16 protein-coding genes and 1 pseudogene are annotated in these 15,088 nt (G+C 73.9%); 6 read left to right on the top strand and 11 right to left on the bottom strand.

What is annotated here, in order from left to right; all coding sequences use genetic code 11:
* The first annotated feature begins 27 nt into the window (after positions 1 to 27).
* Both AMIR_RS24355 and AMIR_RS24350 read left to right on the top strand, forming a co-directional pair.
* Positions 28 to 759 (top strand): GntR family transcriptional regulator, encoded by a 732-nt coding sequence (locus AMIR_RS24355; RefSeq protein WP_015803616.1) that lies wholly within the window; start codon positions 28 to 30, stop codon positions 757 to 759.
* A 104-nt stretch (positions 760 to 863) separates the two neighbouring features.
* Positions 864 to 1,304 carry a MarR family winged helix-turn-helix transcriptional regulator gene (locus AMIR_RS24350; protein WP_015803615.1) on the top strand — a complete coding sequence of 147 codons (441 nt, stop codon included), beginning with the start codon at positions 864 to 866 and terminating at the stop codon, positions 1,302 to 1,304.
* A 91-nt stretch (positions 1,305 to 1,395) separates the two neighbouring features.
* Here the strand turns inward: AMIR_RS24350 and AMIR_RS36185 are convergent, their stop codons facing one another.
* Both AMIR_RS36185 and AMIR_RS24340 read right to left on the bottom strand, forming a co-directional pair.
* On the bottom strand, positions 1,396 to 1,896 hold the full coding sequence (locus tag AMIR_RS36185) for a helix-turn-helix domain-containing protein (RefSeq protein ID WP_143760871.1): 501 nt from the start codon (positions 1,894 to 1,896) through the stop codon (positions 1,396 to 1,398).
* 178 nt (positions 1,897 to 2,074) lie between these two features.
* Entirely contained in the window at positions 2,075 to 2,755 is a 681-nt protein-coding gene (locus AMIR_RS24340; RefSeq protein ID WP_118948462.1) for an SMI1/KNR4 family protein, read from the bottom strand.
* Between AMIR_RS24340 and AMIR_RS43310 the strand changes: the two are divergent.
* Positions 2,726 to 3,190, top strand: a pseudogene (locus AMIR_RS43310) (helix-turn-helix domain-containing protein); the annotation flags it as partial. The gene AMIR_RS24340 and the pseudogene AMIR_RS43310 overlap by 30 nt on opposite strands.
* A gap of 135 nt (positions 3,191 to 3,325) precedes the next feature.
* Entirely contained in the window at positions 3,326 to 3,547 is a 222-nt protein-coding gene (locus AMIR_RS24335; RefSeq protein ID WP_041836992.1) for a hypothetical protein, read from the top strand.
* A 45-nt stretch (positions 3,548 to 3,592) separates the two neighbouring features.
* On the opposite strand, the gene AMIR_RS24330 is transcribed toward AMIR_RS24335, so the two are convergent.
* Positions 3,593 to 3,952, bottom strand: coding sequence for a hypothetical protein (locus AMIR_RS24330; RefSeq protein WP_015803611.1), 360 nt, complete (start codon positions 3,950 to 3,952; stop codon positions 3,593 to 3,595).
* A gap of 158 nt (positions 3,953 to 4,110) precedes the next feature.
* Positions 4,111 to 4,566, bottom strand: coding sequence for a MarR family winged helix-turn-helix transcriptional regulator (locus tag AMIR_RS24325; protein WP_015803610.1), 456 nt, complete (start codon positions 4,564 to 4,566; stop codon positions 4,111 to 4,113).
* A gap of 155 nt (positions 4,567 to 4,721) precedes the next feature.
* Here AMIR_RS24325 and AMIR_RS24320 point away from each other — a divergent pair, with 155 nt between their 5' ends.
* Positions 4,722 to 5,795, top strand: coding sequence for an alkene reductase (locus tag AMIR_RS24320; RefSeq protein ID WP_015803609.1), 1,074 nt, complete (start codon positions 4,722 to 4,724; stop codon positions 5,793 to 5,795).
* Between the two features lie 363 nt (positions 5,796 to 6,158).
* On the opposite strand, the gene AMIR_RS24315 is transcribed toward AMIR_RS24320, so the two are convergent.
* The 3 genes from AMIR_RS24315 to AMIR_RS24305 all read right to left on the bottom strand — a co-directional run bounded on the left by AMIR_RS24315 (position 6,159) and on the right by AMIR_RS24305 (position 9,628).
* Positions 6,159 to 6,383 (bottom strand): hypothetical protein, encoded by a 225-nt coding sequence (locus tag AMIR_RS24315; RefSeq protein ID WP_015803608.1) that lies wholly within the window; start codon positions 6,381 to 6,383, stop codon positions 6,159 to 6,161.
* Between the two features lie 529 nt (positions 6,384 to 6,912).
* On the bottom strand, positions 6,913 to 8,589 hold the full coding sequence (locus AMIR_RS41275; protein ID WP_015803607.1) for a serine/threonine-protein kinase: 1,677 nt from the start codon (positions 8,587 to 8,589) through the stop codon (positions 6,913 to 6,915).
* Between the two features lie 196 nt (positions 8,590 to 8,785).
* Complete coding sequence (locus tag AMIR_RS24305) at positions 8,786 to 9,628, bottom strand: LysR family transcriptional regulator (RefSeq protein ID WP_015803606.1); 843 nt, start codon at positions 9,626 to 9,628, stop codon at positions 8,786 to 8,788.
* A gap of 83 nt (positions 9,629 to 9,711) precedes the next feature.
* Here AMIR_RS24305 and AMIR_RS24300 point away from each other — a divergent pair, with 83 nt between their 5' ends.
* Positions 9,712 to 10,668, top strand: coding sequence for a Kelch repeat-containing protein (locus tag AMIR_RS24300; protein ID WP_015803605.1), 957 nt, complete (start codon positions 9,712 to 9,714; stop codon positions 10,666 to 10,668).
* A 69-nt stretch (positions 10,669 to 10,737) separates the two neighbouring features.
* Here AMIR_RS24300 and AMIR_RS24295 read toward each other — a convergent pair whose 3' ends face one another.
* The 4 genes from AMIR_RS24295 to AMIR_RS24280 all read right to left on the bottom strand — a co-directional run bounded on the left by AMIR_RS24295 (position 10,738) and on the right by AMIR_RS24280 (position 15,031).
* Positions 10,738 to 12,081: a dihydroorotase gene (locus tag AMIR_RS24295; RefSeq protein WP_015803604.1), complete on the bottom strand. Its 1,344-nt coding sequence runs from the start codon at positions 12,079 to 12,081 to the stop codon at positions 10,738 to 10,740.
* A 343-nt stretch (positions 12,082 to 12,424) separates the two neighbouring features.
* Entirely contained in the window at positions 12,425 to 12,895 is a 471-nt protein-coding gene (locus AMIR_RS24290; RefSeq protein ID WP_015803603.1) for a hypothetical protein, read from the bottom strand.
* 331 nt (positions 12,896 to 13,226) lie between these two features.
* Positions 13,227 to 14,003, bottom strand: a complete 777-nt coding sequence (locus tag AMIR_RS24285; protein WP_015803602.1) for an ABC transporter permease — start codon at positions 14,001 to 14,003, stop codon at positions 13,227 to 13,229.
* Positions 14,000 to 15,031, bottom strand: coding sequence for an ABC transporter substrate-binding protein (locus AMIR_RS24280; RefSeq protein ID WP_015803601.1), 1,032 nt, complete (start codon positions 15,029 to 15,031; stop codon positions 14,000 to 14,002). The genes AMIR_RS24285 and AMIR_RS24280 overlap by 4 nt, the downstream gene beginning before the upstream one ends.
* Positions 15,032 to 15,088 lie beyond the last annotated feature (57 nt).

The raw sequence follows: 15,088 nt of genomic DNA, 5'->3' as shown, positions 1-15,088 counted from the left end.
TGGCCGCGTCGAGGCGAGGAGGCCCGTGTGGCGGGGCGTGGCAGGCGCGAGGGCGGCCGGATCGGCGGTCCGACCAGCGTCACGGACCTGGCGGCGACGGAGCTGAGGGCGCGCGTCCTCACCGGGCGGCTGGCGCTGGGGCAGCACCTGGTGGAGCAGGCGGTGGCCGACGACGTCGGGGTGAGCCGGGCCGCGCTGCGCGAGGCGCTGCGCGTGCTGGAGCGCGACGGCCTGGTCGAGCACGTGCCGCGCGCGGGGTGGCGGGTGGTGACGCTGACGCTGCGGGACGCGCACGAGATCGTGGTGCTGCGCGAGCACCTGGAGGAGCTGGCGGTGGAGGCGGGCGTCCCGGCCCGCCCGGCGCCGCTGGCGCGCCTGGACGCGGCGGTGCGCCGCATGGAGGCGGCGGCCGACGCGGCCGACGGCGCCCCGGCGGCCCTGGACGGCCTGGCTTTCCACCGGGCGTTCATCGGCCTGCCGGACAACCGGAGGCTGACCGCCGCGTTCGAGACGATCGCGCATCCGCTGGGCGTGCTGATGAACCTGAACCGGGGCGCGCACGAGGAGACGGAGACGCTGCACGAACTGGCGGCGCGACACCGGCGGTTGTGCGACCTGGTCGCGGCGGGGGAGCCGGGGGAGGTGCGACGGGAGCTGCGCGCGCACCCGACGACGGCGTTCCTGGGCCGGGCCGAGCTGTCGGCGGACGGGGCGGGCCCGGAGGCGCTGGCCTGGGCGGCGGAGCGGATGGGACGCTGAAGTCGTTGCGCCGCCCGGTTCTCCGGTCACCCTTGACCTGGACCAAACTCGAAGTCCTACCGTTCCCCTCGCTGGCTTTCCCCACGGCGAGAGGTGTTCCGCACATGCCCACCACCGATCCGGCGGCCGAGCCCGCCGCGTACTGGACCGGCGTGGCCTACCAGGCCCTGATCGCCTTCACCAGGGCGCACCTGGCCGAGCAGGGGATCACGCAGCCCCAGTTCTGGTTGCTGCGCAACCTCTCCCCGGCGGACCTCTCGCCGGACGGCGCCCCCATGACCGTGCCCGAACTGAGGGCCGCGATGGCGACCTACCTGCGCGCGGAGGACGACCTGGACGCGGAGTCGGAGGCCCTGGTGGCCAAGGGCCAGCTGTCCCGCGACGAGGCGGGAGGGCTGACGATCACGGAGGCGGGGGAGCGGGCGCGGGTGGCGGTGAAGGCGACCACGCCGCGCCTGCGCGAGCGCATCCACGAGGGCGTCGACGACGCGGACTACGTGGCGGCGCTGGGGGTGCTGCGACGAATGATCCGCAACGTGTCCTGACCCCTGTCCCCGCTGCCCGTCCTGGGGGTCGGGCAGCGGGGAACCTCGTTCAGCGGACCAGGCCCTGCCACCTTCGGTCTCACCCGGGGGATCACCCGACCAGGTGCCCGCGCACGTCCGCGGCCACCAGCAGCCTGCTGGTCGTGCCGTGCTTGCGGAAGATCCCCCGCAGGTGCGCCTTGATCGTGTTGGGGCTGCGCCCCGGTTCGGCCGCCATCCGGTCGTTGTCCAAGCCGTTCGTCAACCGCAGCGCGACCTCCTGCTCCGCGGGCGTGAGCGACAGGGACCGCTGCTCCGGACCGCCGTCGACGCGCGAGTTCAGGAACTCCACCACGTGGTTCGAGGTGACCGCCCCCGAGGTGTCCCCGGCGGGAAGCCTGCGCAACGCCTGCCGGTCCCCGTCCTCCTGGGTGAGCACCCTGGCCACGAGGTCGGCCAGCCACTCGATCGCGCGCACCACGTTGTCGTCGAACGCGCCCGCCCGGTAGCTCTGCGCGGACGTCATCCCGAACAGCCTGCCCGCTCCCACTCCCGCTGTCGTGGCGCGGAACATCGGCGCCGTCACCGCGTTGGCCACGTGGTCTGGCCGCACGGGCCGAACGTGTGCGAGTCCGGGGACGTGTGCTCGCCTGTTCGCAGCCGTGTGGGTAGCTGACGCGGTTGGCGCCGTGCAGGAACCCGAACAGTGCCCCGGAACCGCCGTCAGGTCGCCGCAGCCCTGCGGTTCCGCCCTGGCCGGCGCGTTCCGATCGCCGAAGGGAGCCGTCCCGTCACAGCTCCCCGCCCGCCTCCACCCACCCCACCAGGTCCGCGGTCACCAGCTCGCCGTCCTCCGCGACGTCCGGCCCCACCGCCCCGAGGTCCAGCCGGTGCACCGATTCCCGGTCCCGCCCGTGCCGCCGCATGAACAACCCCGCCCCGCCGCTGTCGTCGCCCACCAGCACCCAGTGCGGCGCGTAGCGCGCGACCTCGACCGTGGCGTTCCGCTCCCCGAACGAGTCCGGCCCGTACACGTGCACCCCGTTGTCCAGCAGCACTCCGGGCGTCGCGCGCCACAGCCGGGCCACGGCCGGGTTCGGGCCGTCGCGCAGGCCGAGCGCCAGCGCGACCCGCGTGGTCAGGAACCCGGCGAACGACTCGGCGACCACCCCCTCGTCACCCACCACGCACCGCTCCCCGCCGACCTCGTCCCCGAACCGGTAAGCAGCCCCGCAGTCCCCGTCCCGCCAGAACACCAGGCCGTCCGCGTCGAACTCCTGGGTCCCCAGCGGCGTCCCGTCGACCACCCCGCCGCCGAACTCCGCCAGCCACCACCGGTAGGACCGCGGCAGGGCGGTCCCGGCGGACAGCTCGACCGAGCGCAGCAGCCCCTCGGGCGCGGGCGTGGACCACGGGCGGATCGACGGGGCGGAGTCGACCAGCTGGCGCAGCAGCGTCATGTCGGGGAGCACACCGGGCACTCTGCCACGCGGCCGTCGCGGCACGGGGAGAATTCCCCCCACCCGCTCGCAGTTCTGCGGACGAACACCGCTGTCCGGCGCACGACCGCAGAACTCGGTGAACACCCCGCCGCGCTGTCAGCCTGGTGGTGGATTCCGCCGGGCTTCCCGCCGACCAACGATTCCGGGGCGGTCGAGCTGAACCCTCCCGGAGCGGGCGTCGCTCCGGAGAATCGTGACTGGGTCCTGGAGTTCGAGCGGGTCGGCAGCCGGGAGGAGTTCACCGCGCTGCTGCGCGGGGCGCGGTCGGCGGGCGGCCGGTCCATCCGCGAACTGGCCAGAGCGGTCGACGTCCCGGCCAGCACCCTCGGCGGGTACTTCTCCGGCAGGCACCTTCCCCTGGTCGGGCGAGCCGATCAGGTCGTGCGCGTGCTGGAGCGCTGCAGGGCGACCGGGGACGGGTTGGTGGGGGCCGTGCGCGCCGCGCTGGAGAAAGCGCACCGCGCGCCACCCGGCACGCCGGGACGCGGCGCCGTGCCGTTTCCCGAATGCGCGGAACGGATTTCCCGTGGGAACGAGGAATTGGCCAGGACCGTTCTCGAAGCCCTCGCGGAACTGCCCGCCGGTGGCGCGCTCGTCGTCCTCGGCGCGGGGGAGACCTCGCTGCTGCGCGCCGAGGCCGTCGTGCTGGGCCCGGTCGTCGACCGCGAACCCGCGCGCCTCGCCCCGCCCTGGTCGGCACGACTGGCGCGCGGGTTCGGCGCGGCCCTGCTCTGCCTGCTCCTGCTCAGCGCGGCCCTCTGATCGCGGGGTGGCCGCGACCCCACCCCGCGATCAGGTCAGCCGGGGTCAGCGGCAGACGTCGATGCCGGGGATCCAGGAGCTGTAGCCGGTGTTGATGTTGGCGTCGGCGGCGAAGCCCTCCCTGCCGGTGCCCTCCCAGACGACGTAGTCCCAGAGCGCGCTGGCGCCGTAGTACCCCGTGACCCGCTCGCCCAGCGTCTGGCACACCACCCGCACCCGCGTCCACGCGGACAGGTTCCCCGTGTAGCCGCAGCCGCTGCCGGCGCACGTGCGCAGGTTCGCGCCGTGCCCGCCCACCGTCGCCGAGTGCCAGCTCGCCTGCGCCGTGCCCGTCGTGACGGTCAGCGCGAGCAGCGCCGCGCCGATCGCCGCCACGCGGCCCAGCGCCTTCTTCGTCCTGGTCATGCCTCTCCCTGCGCTCGGTGCCCGCCGGGATCGCGGCGGTCACCCCAGCGAAGGGGCGGAAGTGGCGTCCTGGCAAGAAGTCCGGCCAGGTCAGGACAGGTCCGTACAGCACGCCGACGGGTCCGGACAGTGCGGCCCCACCCCCGGACGCCCGCCGCTCACCGCTCCCGGATCGACCGCTCGATCGCCCCCGCCGTGCGCGCGAACGCCGCCACCGCCTCCGCGTCCAACCCCTTCGCGCTCACCGACTCCAACCTCCGCCACACCCCTTCCAGGGGTTCCCGCAGCGCCTCTCCGGCCGCCGTCAGCCGGACCCGCAGCACCCTCCGGTCCTCCGCCGTCGGCTCCCGCGCCACCAGCCCCGCCTGCTGCATCCGGGACAGCGACTTCGACACCGTCGACGGGTCGATGCCCACGGTGTCCAGCAGTTCCGACTGGGTCTGCCCGTCGCGCTCGAACAGGCTCATCAGCAGCAGTTCCTGCCCTGGGTGCAAGCCGTGCTCGCGCAGCAGTTCGGCCGCGTAGTTGCGGTGCGCGCGCACGAGCGACACGAGCGCGGCGCTGAGCGGGTACGCGCGGGCGAGGGATGGGTCGTGGTCCATGGTGCCGCCCATCCTAGGCGTCCACCTGCGGTTTTACCCGGTCGCGGAGCACACGCGGCGCTATTCCCGACCCGGCTGTGCCGATCGTCTCGCGCCAGATGGTTGGCTGGCCACTCAATTCACCGCTACGTTCATGTGGCCAGCCAAGGAATCCGGGAGGACCTCCAGTGACCACCACCCCGCTCAGCCCCGTCACCCTCAGCCCCGTCACCCTCGGCGACATCGACCTGCCCCACCGGCTGGCGATGGCCCCGATGACCCGCAGCCGCGCCCTCCCCGACGGAACCCCGTCGCCGCTCGCCGCCGACTACTACGCCCAGCGCGCTTCCCTCGGCCTGCTCGTCACCGAGGGCGTCCAGCCCTCCGCCGACGGCCAGGGCTACCTCCTCACCCCCGGCCTGCACGACGACGCGCACGTCGAGGGCTGGCGCGAGATCGCCGACCGGGTGCACGCCGCCGGGGGCAAGCTCGTCGTGCAGCTCATGCACGTCGGCCGCGTCTCCCACCCCGACAACACCCCGCACCACCGCCGGCCCGTCGCGCCGTCCGCCGTCCGGGCCGAGGGGCTGATGGTCACCGCGACCGGGATGCAGCCCTTCGCCGAGCCGCGCGCCCTGTCCACCGACGAGATCGCCGCCACCGTCGCCGACTACCGCAGCGCCGCCGCCGCCGCGATCGCCGCGGGCGCGGACGGCGTGGAGATCCACGGCGCCAACGGCTACCTGGTGCACCAGTTCCTGTCCAGCAACGCCAACACCCGCACCGACGGGTACGGCGGCACGGTCGAGGGCCGCATCCGGTTCGCCGTCGAGGTCGCCACCGCCGTCGCCGAGGAGATCGGCGCGGGCCGCACCGGCATCCGCGTCTCGCCGGGGAACCCGTACAACGACGTCCGCGAGGACGACGTCGAACCCCTCTACACCGCCCTGCTGGCCGCACTCGCCCCGCTCGGCCTCGCGTACCTGCACGTCGTGCACGCCGGCGACGAGGCCCTGCTCAAGCACATCCGCGCGAACTGGCCGACCGGCCTGGTGGTCAACCGCGCGGGCGGCGAGATCGCGGCGCGACTGGCCGACGTCGAGTCGGGCCTGGCGGACGTGACCTCGTTCGGCGTCCTCGCGCTCGCGAACCCGGACCTGCTCGCGCGCATCGAGGCGGGCGAGTTCAACGAGGCGGACCGGACCACGTTCTACGGCGGCGACGCGCGCGGGTACACCGACTACCCGGCGCTGAACGCCTGAGCCGCGCTGCGGCGGTGCATTCGCGAGAGAAGCAATTCCTCGTCAAGGGCTGACCGCGCCATGCGCGCTATCCCTCGTTCGGCGGACTAAATCAACTTCCACCGCGGTGAACGTCGTCTTGCCGCCGCTGCTTCTGGTAGCTTACGGCAAGTGTTGCCTGGAGTGCTCGGAACGACTTCGACCACGCATGTTGGGTGTGGGCGCGGCCTCGCCTCCGGTAAAACAACCCGTCCACTCGCTCGGGTGTCCTGCGCACGGGGAAACCCCGTCCAGGGCCACCCGTTCGGTTGGATGGCCCTGGACGCCCGGAATCTGCTCGTACGACGGTGCTGGCACACCGAGGTCAGAATCCGGGCCGGGGGATCACTTTTGTCGCCGCAGCCAGGTGGACATCTGGATTCCCAGGGCGAGGCCCTGGACGGTCAGCAAGACCGCCTGGGTCTCGCCTCCCTCGTGCGAGTCCACCGCCGCCAGGAACTCCACCCACGCGAGGTAGTGCCTGGTCGTGACGGCGAACTCGGTTAACCTCCGGTGCCACGCCGACTCCTCGCCATGGGCGGGGAGGAAATCCGGCGATTTCGTGGACATCTGACTCCTGTTTCCCTGCGTTCCCTCCGGGTCGGTGTGCGCGGTCGTTCGACTGTGCGACACCTCGGAAGGAATGCCGCTTCGTGACTTCGCGAGCGTTCTTCGCTGCGCGGGGAAGACACTAAGCGCGTGCGGACGCCCACGTCAAAGCAATGATCTTCAGTGGACCCCGATGTCGGGGAACCCCTGGGCGCAAGTGGCCGAAACGGGTGAGAAATGCCCCGCTAGCTTTTCACCCTTACGTGTCTAAAGCAACGCGCTGTAACTTTTTTATGGCCTGCCCACCGGTTCGGGCCACACGAAAGTGAAAATTCCTATATAAACGAATTGGCGAAGTATCGGATACGCGAAAAAACTGTGACCACAATCACTCGCCCAAACTTTTGAACCGCGTGCGCCCGGTTTCCGCATAAATGCGCCCAAATATGCGCTGCCCGCGCAAAACAATCGTTGCGCGCACTCAACAAAATAGCCGCGCCCGCCCCGTGGGGCAAGCGCGGCTCAAGCTCGACCGTCGCCCGGCTCAGCTTCAGGCCGGGTACACGAACCCCTCGGTGCGGATCAGCACGTACCCCACCGCCTCCTGGTCCGCGGCGCACTTGTCCGACCCGCACAGCGCGTTGTCCCCACGCCCCTCGTGCCAGTACAACCGCAGCGGAACCGTGCCGGGGGCCTGGGCGGAGAGGACGTAGCCCTCCACGCGCAGCGGCGCGTAGCCCACGACCTCCTGCTGGGCCACGCACTCGTCCGTCCCGCACACCGCCACGTCCCCGCGCTCCGGGTGCCACATCGAGCGCAGCGGCGCCGCGCCCTCCGCGGGCGCCGACAGCACCTTGCCCTCCAGCTGCGCAGGCGCGTACCCCGGCCCGCCCACGAGGCAGCCCTCGTTCAGGCAGGTCGCGTTGTCCTGGAGGTCGCTGTTCCAGTACAGCCACAGGTCCTGCTTCACCGGCTCCGGCGGCGGGGTGGACGTGGTCGTCGTGGTCGTCGTCGTGCTGCTCGACGCGGACGACGGGGCGGGGCTCGACGACGAGACCGGGGCGGGCGAGGAGGACGACGGGTTGCCCGCCGCCGTCGGCGCCGGATCCCAGTTCACGAACACCATCGTCGCCGCCGCCGCCAGCGCGGCCACCGCCACGCTCGCCGCGATCACCGTGCCCCACCGGTACCTCGACCCCGGCGCGCCCGGAGGCGGCGTCCGGTCGTCGGGCTCGGCCGCGCGGCCCTCGGGGCCGTCGAACACCGGCTTCATCTGGATGCGCGTCATCGCGACCGGCGCGGTCAGCTCGGCGGCCGTCACCGGCGGCACCGGCGACTGCCCGGCCAGCACCCGCTCCACCTGCGCCCGCTGCTCCGCGATCATCCGGTGCACGCCGGGGCTCCACGGCCGGGGTGACGGCGGGATCGGCCGCGCCAGCTCCAGCACCCGCGCGGGCGTCGGCCGTGCGGCGGGGTCGCGCTCCAGGCAGCGCTCCACGATGTGCCGGACGCGCGGGGGCAGCGTCGTCAGGTCCGCGCGCACGCCCACCACGTTGTTGAGCGTCTGCAACGTGGACGACCCGGTGAACGGGCTCCGCCCGGTGCACGCCGCCGCCAGCACCGCGCCCAGCGAGAACACGTCGCCCGCCGCGCCCGCCATGCCGGTCTCGATCTGCTCCGGCGACATGAAACCGGGGGAGCCCACCAGCGAACCGGTGTGCGTCAACTGGCTGTTCGGGTCGTCCACCGCCTTGGCGATGCCGAAGTCGATCACGCGCGGCCCGTCGTCGGTCAGCAGCACGTTCGACGGCTTGAGGTCCCGGTGCGCCAAGCCGACCCGGTGGATCTCCAGCAGCGCCGTCGCGAGCCCGGCGGCCAGGCGCAGCGCGGACTCCTCGGGCAGCGGACCGGCCGTCGCCACGGCCTGCTGCAACGACGGTCCCGGCACGAACACCGACGCCAGCCACGGCACCTCGGCGTCCGGGTCGGCCTCGACCACGGCGGCGGTGTACGCGCCGGACACCCGCCGCGACGCCGCGACCTCGCGCGCGAAGCGGGCCCGGAACTCGGCGTCGCCGACTAGCGCCGTGCTGACCAGCTTGACCGCGACCAGCCTGCCGTCCGGCCCGGCGCCCAGGAGCACGCGCCCCATGCCGCCCTGCCCCAGCTCGGCCAAGACGCGGTAGCTGCCGATGGCGGCAGGATCGGAGGCCCCAAGCGGCTTCACGGCATTCCCCTTCGGAACCGGACTCGTCGTGCCCCACCGACGAGGCGCAGGCCACTCTACGTCGCGCACGGGCGGTGAGGACCACCGGTCCGTCGCACGTCCGCGGGCGCCCCTGGGCTACCGGGCAAACCTTTGCGCCGCAAGGATGACGACCCCGCGTGAACGACGTGCACGGACCGTGCGCGCGCCCCGGACCTCAGCCCCGGAACACCTCCACCGCGATCCGCGCGAACGACCGCACCAGCGGATCGCGCCCGCCCTCGCGCCAGGCCACCACGAGCGGGCTCGGCGGCACATCGGTCAGCGGCACCCACACGAGCCCGTGCCCCAGCGGCTCGCCGAGCGGCGCGATGCCCACGGAACCGTTCCACAGCACGGCCTGCGCGCACTCGGCCACCGTCCGCACCACCGCCCCCTCCCGCGCGCCCGGCCCGCCCCAGAAGGCCCGCCACGCCGGGTCCACCCCGTCCGGCAGCCGGAACCACGGCCGGTCCACCAGGTCCGCCACCGTCAGCGACGGCCGCCCCGCCAGCGGGTCGTCCGCGCGCAGCACCGCCCCGACCGGGTCCAGCCGCAGCACGCGCGTGCCGATCCCGGTGGCGTCGAACGGGGTCCTGGCCAGCGCGACGTCCACCAGCCCGCCCCGGACCCCGGCGGTCGGGTCGGTGAAGTCCGCCTCCCGCAGCACGATCCGCGTCGCCGGGTGCCGCTCCCGGAACGCCTCCGCCAACCGCGCCCCGCCCGCGCCGCTCGCGCCGAGCGTGCCGACGGTCAGCGACGCGTCCGCCCCGGTGATCCGCGACCGCACCAGGTCCGCCCGCTCCAGCAGGGCGACGGCCTCGGCGTGCAGCGCGGTCCCCGCCCCGGTCAGCTCCACCCCGCTCGCCGACCGCACCAGCAGGACGACCCCGAGGTCGCGCTCCAACTGCCTGATCGCCCGGCTCAGCGGCGGCTGCGTCATGTGCAGCCGCGCGGCGGCCCGGCCGTAGTGCCGCTCCTCGGCGACGGCCACGAAGTAGCGGAGCAGGCGCAGGTCCATCACCGGCGACGATACCCGCGCGGCACCGGCCGGTCGGAACGGGACTTGGACGCGCCGACCCGACCGCCGCGAGGCTGGGAGGCATGAACGAGAGCGCAACGACCACCACGTCCTGGCGGCCCGTCGCCGACCTGCCGCAGGCCCGCTCCGAGGTCGGCGTCGCCGAGGCGGGCGGCCTGGTGCACGTCGTCGGCGGCACCGCCCTGGTCGACGGCGAACCGCGGTGGGCGACCACCCTGGTGACCGCGTACGACCCGCGCGCCGACCGCTGGACCGAGCGCGCCCCGCTGCCCGAGCCGCTCACCCACGTCGGCCTGGCCGGTCTGGGCGGCAAGCTCTACGCCTTCGGCGGCTTCACCGGCATCGTGCACCTCAACCCGCGCAGGGCCGCCTACTCCTACGACCCCGAGCGCGACGAGTGGACCGGGCTGCCGGAGCTGCCCGTCGCGCTGGGCTCGGTCGGCGTCGCGGGCGTCGGCGGGAAGCTGCACGTGATCGGCGGCCGGGACTCCCGCCGCGTCGTCCCCCTGCCGGGAGCGCCGATCGAGCTCGGCCTCGGCACGGTCAACCACCACTTCGTCCACGACCCGGAGAACCGGACCTGGTCCGAGGCCCCGCCCCTGCCCGGTCCACCGCGCGACCACGCGGGCGTCGTCGCGCTCGACGGCCGCGTGCACGTGATCGGCGGCCGGGTGGAGGACGTGGACCAGAACCTGGACCGGCACGACGTCTACGACCCGCGCACCGGCGAGTGGACCACCGCGGCGCCCCTTCCCGCACCGCGCTCGGCGGGCGCCACGACCGTCCTGAACGGACTGATCGCGCACGCCGGGGGCGAGTGCGCGCAAGGGGGTTCGACGTTCGACGACGTCGCCGTCTACGACCCGCGCGCCGACCGCTGGACCACGACCACCCCGCTCCCGCACGGCAGGCACGGCTTCGGCGCGGCCGTGGCCGACGGTCGGGCGTTCTTCGTCGCGGGCTCCCCGACCTGCGCGGGCGGCGCGGGCGTCGACGCGCTGGAACTGCTCCTGGGCTGACCGGAGCCGCCCCGGAACCGCCCCGGAGCCGACCGGAGCCCATCCGGGACGACGCCACCCGCGTCCGGCCTACGCCGCGGGTGGCGTCCGCCGCTCGACCGAGCCCGACGGCTCCTCCCACGAGCTCCGCAGCTCCCGAGCCGCCCGCAGGTCCCAGGCCGGGGCGTCCCCGACCTCCTCCTCGGGCTCCGCCAACCCGCCGAGCAGCCCCCGCGGGTCGGCGGTCACCCGGCCGTCCACCACGGTCGCCACCACCCGGTGCCGGAACGCCAGCCCCGCGAACGGCGTGTTCCCCACCCCGCCCCGCAGCTCCTCCGGCCGCACCTCCCACTCCCCGTCCGGGTCGACCAGCGCGAACGTCGCGGGCTCGCCCAGCTCCAGCGGCCGACCCGCGTTCGCCAGCCCGGCGATCCGCGCGGGCGCGTGGGACATCACCCGCGCGATCAGCTCCCAGTCCCCGTCCAGCACGTCGGCGACCACGGCCAGCGCCGTCTCCAGCCCGACCGCCCCGAACGGCGCCGCGCACCAGTCCCGCGCCTTCGCGCTCGCCGGGTGCGGCGCGTGGTCGGTCGACACCGCGTCGATCGTGCCGTCCCGCAGCCCCTCCCGCAGCGCCTCCACGTCGGACGCCGACCGCAGCGGCGGGTTCACCTTGAACCGGGTGTCCCCGCCGCGCACCGCCCGGTCGTCGAGCAGCAGGTGGTGCGGCGTGACCTCGGCGGTCACCGACCAGCCCTGCGACTTGGCCCACCGCACGATCTCCACCGACCGCGCGGTCGACACGTGGCTCACGTGCAGCGCCGCCCCGGTCTCGGCGGCCAGCAGCACGTCCCGCGCGATCACCGCCTCCTCGCCGACCCCCGGCCACGGCGGCAGCTTGGTCTGCTTCGCGGCCTCGCCGGCGTTGACCTGCCCCCCGCCCGCCAGCGCCTCGGACTGCGCGTGCTGCGCCACGACCGCGCCCGCCGCCCTGGCCGCCACCATCGCCCGCCGCAGCAGCCCGGCGTCGTCCAGGCAGTTCGCGTCGTCGGAGAACACCCGCACCCCGGCCTTGGCCATCTCCGCGATCGGCGCGAGCCGCTGCCCGGCGAGCCCGACCGTGAGCGCCCCCGCCGGGTGCACCCGGCACGCCTGACCCCCGCGCCCGAGCGCCCGCACCCGCGCGACGCTGTCGGTCACGGGCGTGCGGTTGGGCATCGCGACGACGTCCGAGTACCCGCCGTGCGCGGCGGCGACCACGTCCGCGCTGCCCGCCGCGCGCAGGTGCGCCCGCAGGTCCACCAGCGCGGGCACCGCGATCAGCCCGCCGAGGTCGATCCTGGGCGCGCAGAACGGCTCGACCAGCACCCCCTCGTGCACCGCCAGCGCGGACGGCTCGCCACCGAGCACCCGGATCCCGTGCAGTTCGATCACGCCGACACCCTCCCCACCACGAGGACCTGGTCGACGGCGCGCGACGACACCGGTCCGGAACGGGCGCCGTGCGAGCGACCTCGACCGCACACCACGCGCGCCCCCGACGCCTGCCCCCGGACGCCGAGGCGCCCGCCCGACCCGCGCGGCGCGGCAGGCCCGTGCGCCGCGCGGGGCGTCACCCGGCGGACCGGGCGACGAGGGAGGAGGCGGCCCGTGCGCCGGGCCGGGGAGCTCCCGCCGGAGCGCGCGGACCCCGCCCGCGCCGCGCGCGCCACGAGAGCGCTCCCACCAGCGGTGGGAACGCCCTCCGGCTCGTCGCGCGCCGCGCGGGCGGGGGAGATCACCGCGACTCGGGCAGCAGGTGCACCACCGGCACCCCGAGGTCCTCGTCCAGCGCGGGGGAGTGCGACACCGCCGCCACCGCGGCGACCCCGCCCTGCCTGGCCACGATGGACCGCGCCGTCGCCAGCCCGCGCGACTGCCACGAGGTCGCGATCAGCGCGGCGGACGACCCGGCGGCCAGCGGCGGGTTCACCGCGACGGCGCCCTCCACGGCGTCTATCCGGCTCACCCCGACCCCCAGCTCCACGGCCACCGCGTGCGCCAGCACCGCCTCGTCGCTGCTGTTCCACACCACCACCCGGTCCACCCCGGCCCCCGCGAGGCGGGCGGCCAGCGCCGCCGCCACCACGCGCACCGCCGACGGCGAGGCCGCCGTGTTCAGCGTCGGCCCGTAGCTGTCCGGCGCGATGCCCAGCTCGGCCACCGCCGCCCGCACGGCGATGTAGGCGGCGTTCTCGTTCTCGGTCATCCCTGCGGCTCCCTGTGCCTGGTCTTCCTGCGTGCGTCGGGCTGCGCCGACCCACCTGCGCCGACCCGCCCGCGTCCGCCCGCCCGCCCGCGCCGAGCTGCGCGCGTCGGGCCGACGACCGCCGATCACGGCGGGTCCGTTCGAGCGAACCCCGCTGAGCCGTTCAGCGCAACGGCCGGGTGGCCGAGGTCTCCGAGATCAGCACCGGGCTCCCGGCCCGGAAAAGCGAAAACCGGGGCGCCGCCCGAAGGGGCGCCCCGAGGTGCGCTCTGAGGTGCGCGCCGCGGGTGGCCGCGCCCCCCTCTGACGCGGGGGCGCGGCCACCTCCGGCTCACCCGATGTCGAACCGGGCCTTCACCTGGCGCTCCACGAGGTCCACGACCGCGTACAGCACCCAGCCGATCAGGCACAGCAGGATCAGGGTGATGAAGACGACCTGGATGTCGTCGTTGTCCTGAGCCTGCTTCTCCAGGTACCCCAGGCCGGCCTGCGCGCCGATGAACTCGCCGATCACCGCCGCCGTCACCGCCTGGAGCACGCCGACCCGCAGCCCCGCCAGCAGCGCGGGCAGCGCGAACGGCAGCTGGAGCACCCTGGCCTTGCGCGCGCCGGACATGCCGAGCACGACCGACAGGTCGTCGAAAGCGGTCGGCATCCCGCGCAGCTTGGCCACGACGTTCACCAGGATCGGGTAGAACGTCACCAGCGCGATCAGCGTGATCTTCGAGCCGATGCCCAGCCCGAGCCACAGCACGATCAGCGGCGCGATCGAGATCTTCGGGGTCACCTGGACCACGACGATCACCGGCATCAGCAGCTTCTCCAGCCACCTCAGCCGCACGAACAGCACCGCGAGCAGCACACCGGCCACCGTGCCGATCAGCACGCCCTGCAGGACCTCCGCGAGGGTCTGCGCGAGGTGCACGCCCAGCCCGCCGCTCCGGAACAGGGTCACGGCCCTGGACACCAGCTCGCCGGGGCTGGGCAGCACGTAGTCCGGCACGACCGGCAGCGACGCGGCGGTCCACCACGCAGCGATGCCCACGGCCAGCGACACCAGGCCGGCGAGCAGCGCGGTGCCGCGCGCCGGTGCGGTCGGGGAGCTCATCGGACGTTCTTCACCATCTCGTCGGCGTCGAACTCCTTGTCGATCAGCTTGAAGCCGACCTGGGCCTTGATGGACTCGTTCCAGCGGTCCACGTTGCCGTAGCCGAAGCCGTGCTCCTTGGTGTCGGCCGACTGCCACAGGGTCAGCGCGAACACGTCGTCCAGGATCAGCTCGATCTGGGCCTCCTGGCCCTCGAACGTGGGCGCGTAGTCCTTGATGGCCATCCTGGTGGCCTCGCCGACGTTGTCGATCACGTACTGGATGCCCTCGTTCAGGGCCGCGTTGAACGACTTCACCGTCTCGGCGTCGGAGTTCACCTTCTCCGGGTTCGCGATGACGATGTTGCCGAACGACGGCAGGTACTCGTCGCTCAGCACCTGGCCGACGCCCACCCCGGCCTGGAGCAGCGCGTAGTAGCGCAGCCGGGAGAAGACGATCGCGTCGACCTGGCCGTTCTTCATGGCGTCCACGATCGCGCCGGTGCCGATGGTCTCGACCTGCACCTCGGACAGCGGCACGTTCTCCTTGGCCAGCATCGCCTGGAGCTGCGCGTAGTTCGCGCTGCCCAGGTCGGTCACGCCGACCTTGCGGCCCTTGAGGTCCGCCGGGGTCTTGATGCCGGAGTCGTCGCGGAACAGCAGCGCGCCGATGCCCTGCTGGTACGTGGTGTGCACGACGTTGGTCTTGATGCCCTTGGCGTACGCGGTGATCACCGAGTCGCCGTTGGGGAAGCCGAAGTCCACGTTGCCCGCGGCGACGTTCTGCACGATGTCGGCGCCCTGGGCGTAGGTGAACTCCACCTCCAGGCCGTGGTTCTTGAAGAAGCCCTGCTTCTGCGCGGCGTACAGCGGGGCGTAGTACGGCACCGCCGAGCCGTCGATCTGCATGGTGACCTTCTTGGTGCCGCCCTCGCCCGAGGACGAGGACGAGCCCGCGTCGGCGGGGCTGCACGCGACCAGCGCGGCGGCGGTGGCCACCACGGCGGTCAGGGCGCCGAAGCGGCGGCGGGACAGGGTGGAGCTGGACATGCTTTTCCCTTCGGGGATGCGGGGTTCTAGCAGGGGGAGGGCGTCAGGCCGGGGTCG

Source organism: Actinosynnema mirum DSM 43827, from assembly GCF_000023245.1.
Classification (GTDB): Bacteria; Actinomycetota; Actinomycetes; order Mycobacteriales; family Pseudonocardiaceae; genus Actinosynnema; species Actinosynnema mirum.
Note: the sequence above shows the minus strand (reverse complement) of the source record. Positions and strands in the feature narration are given on the sequence as shown.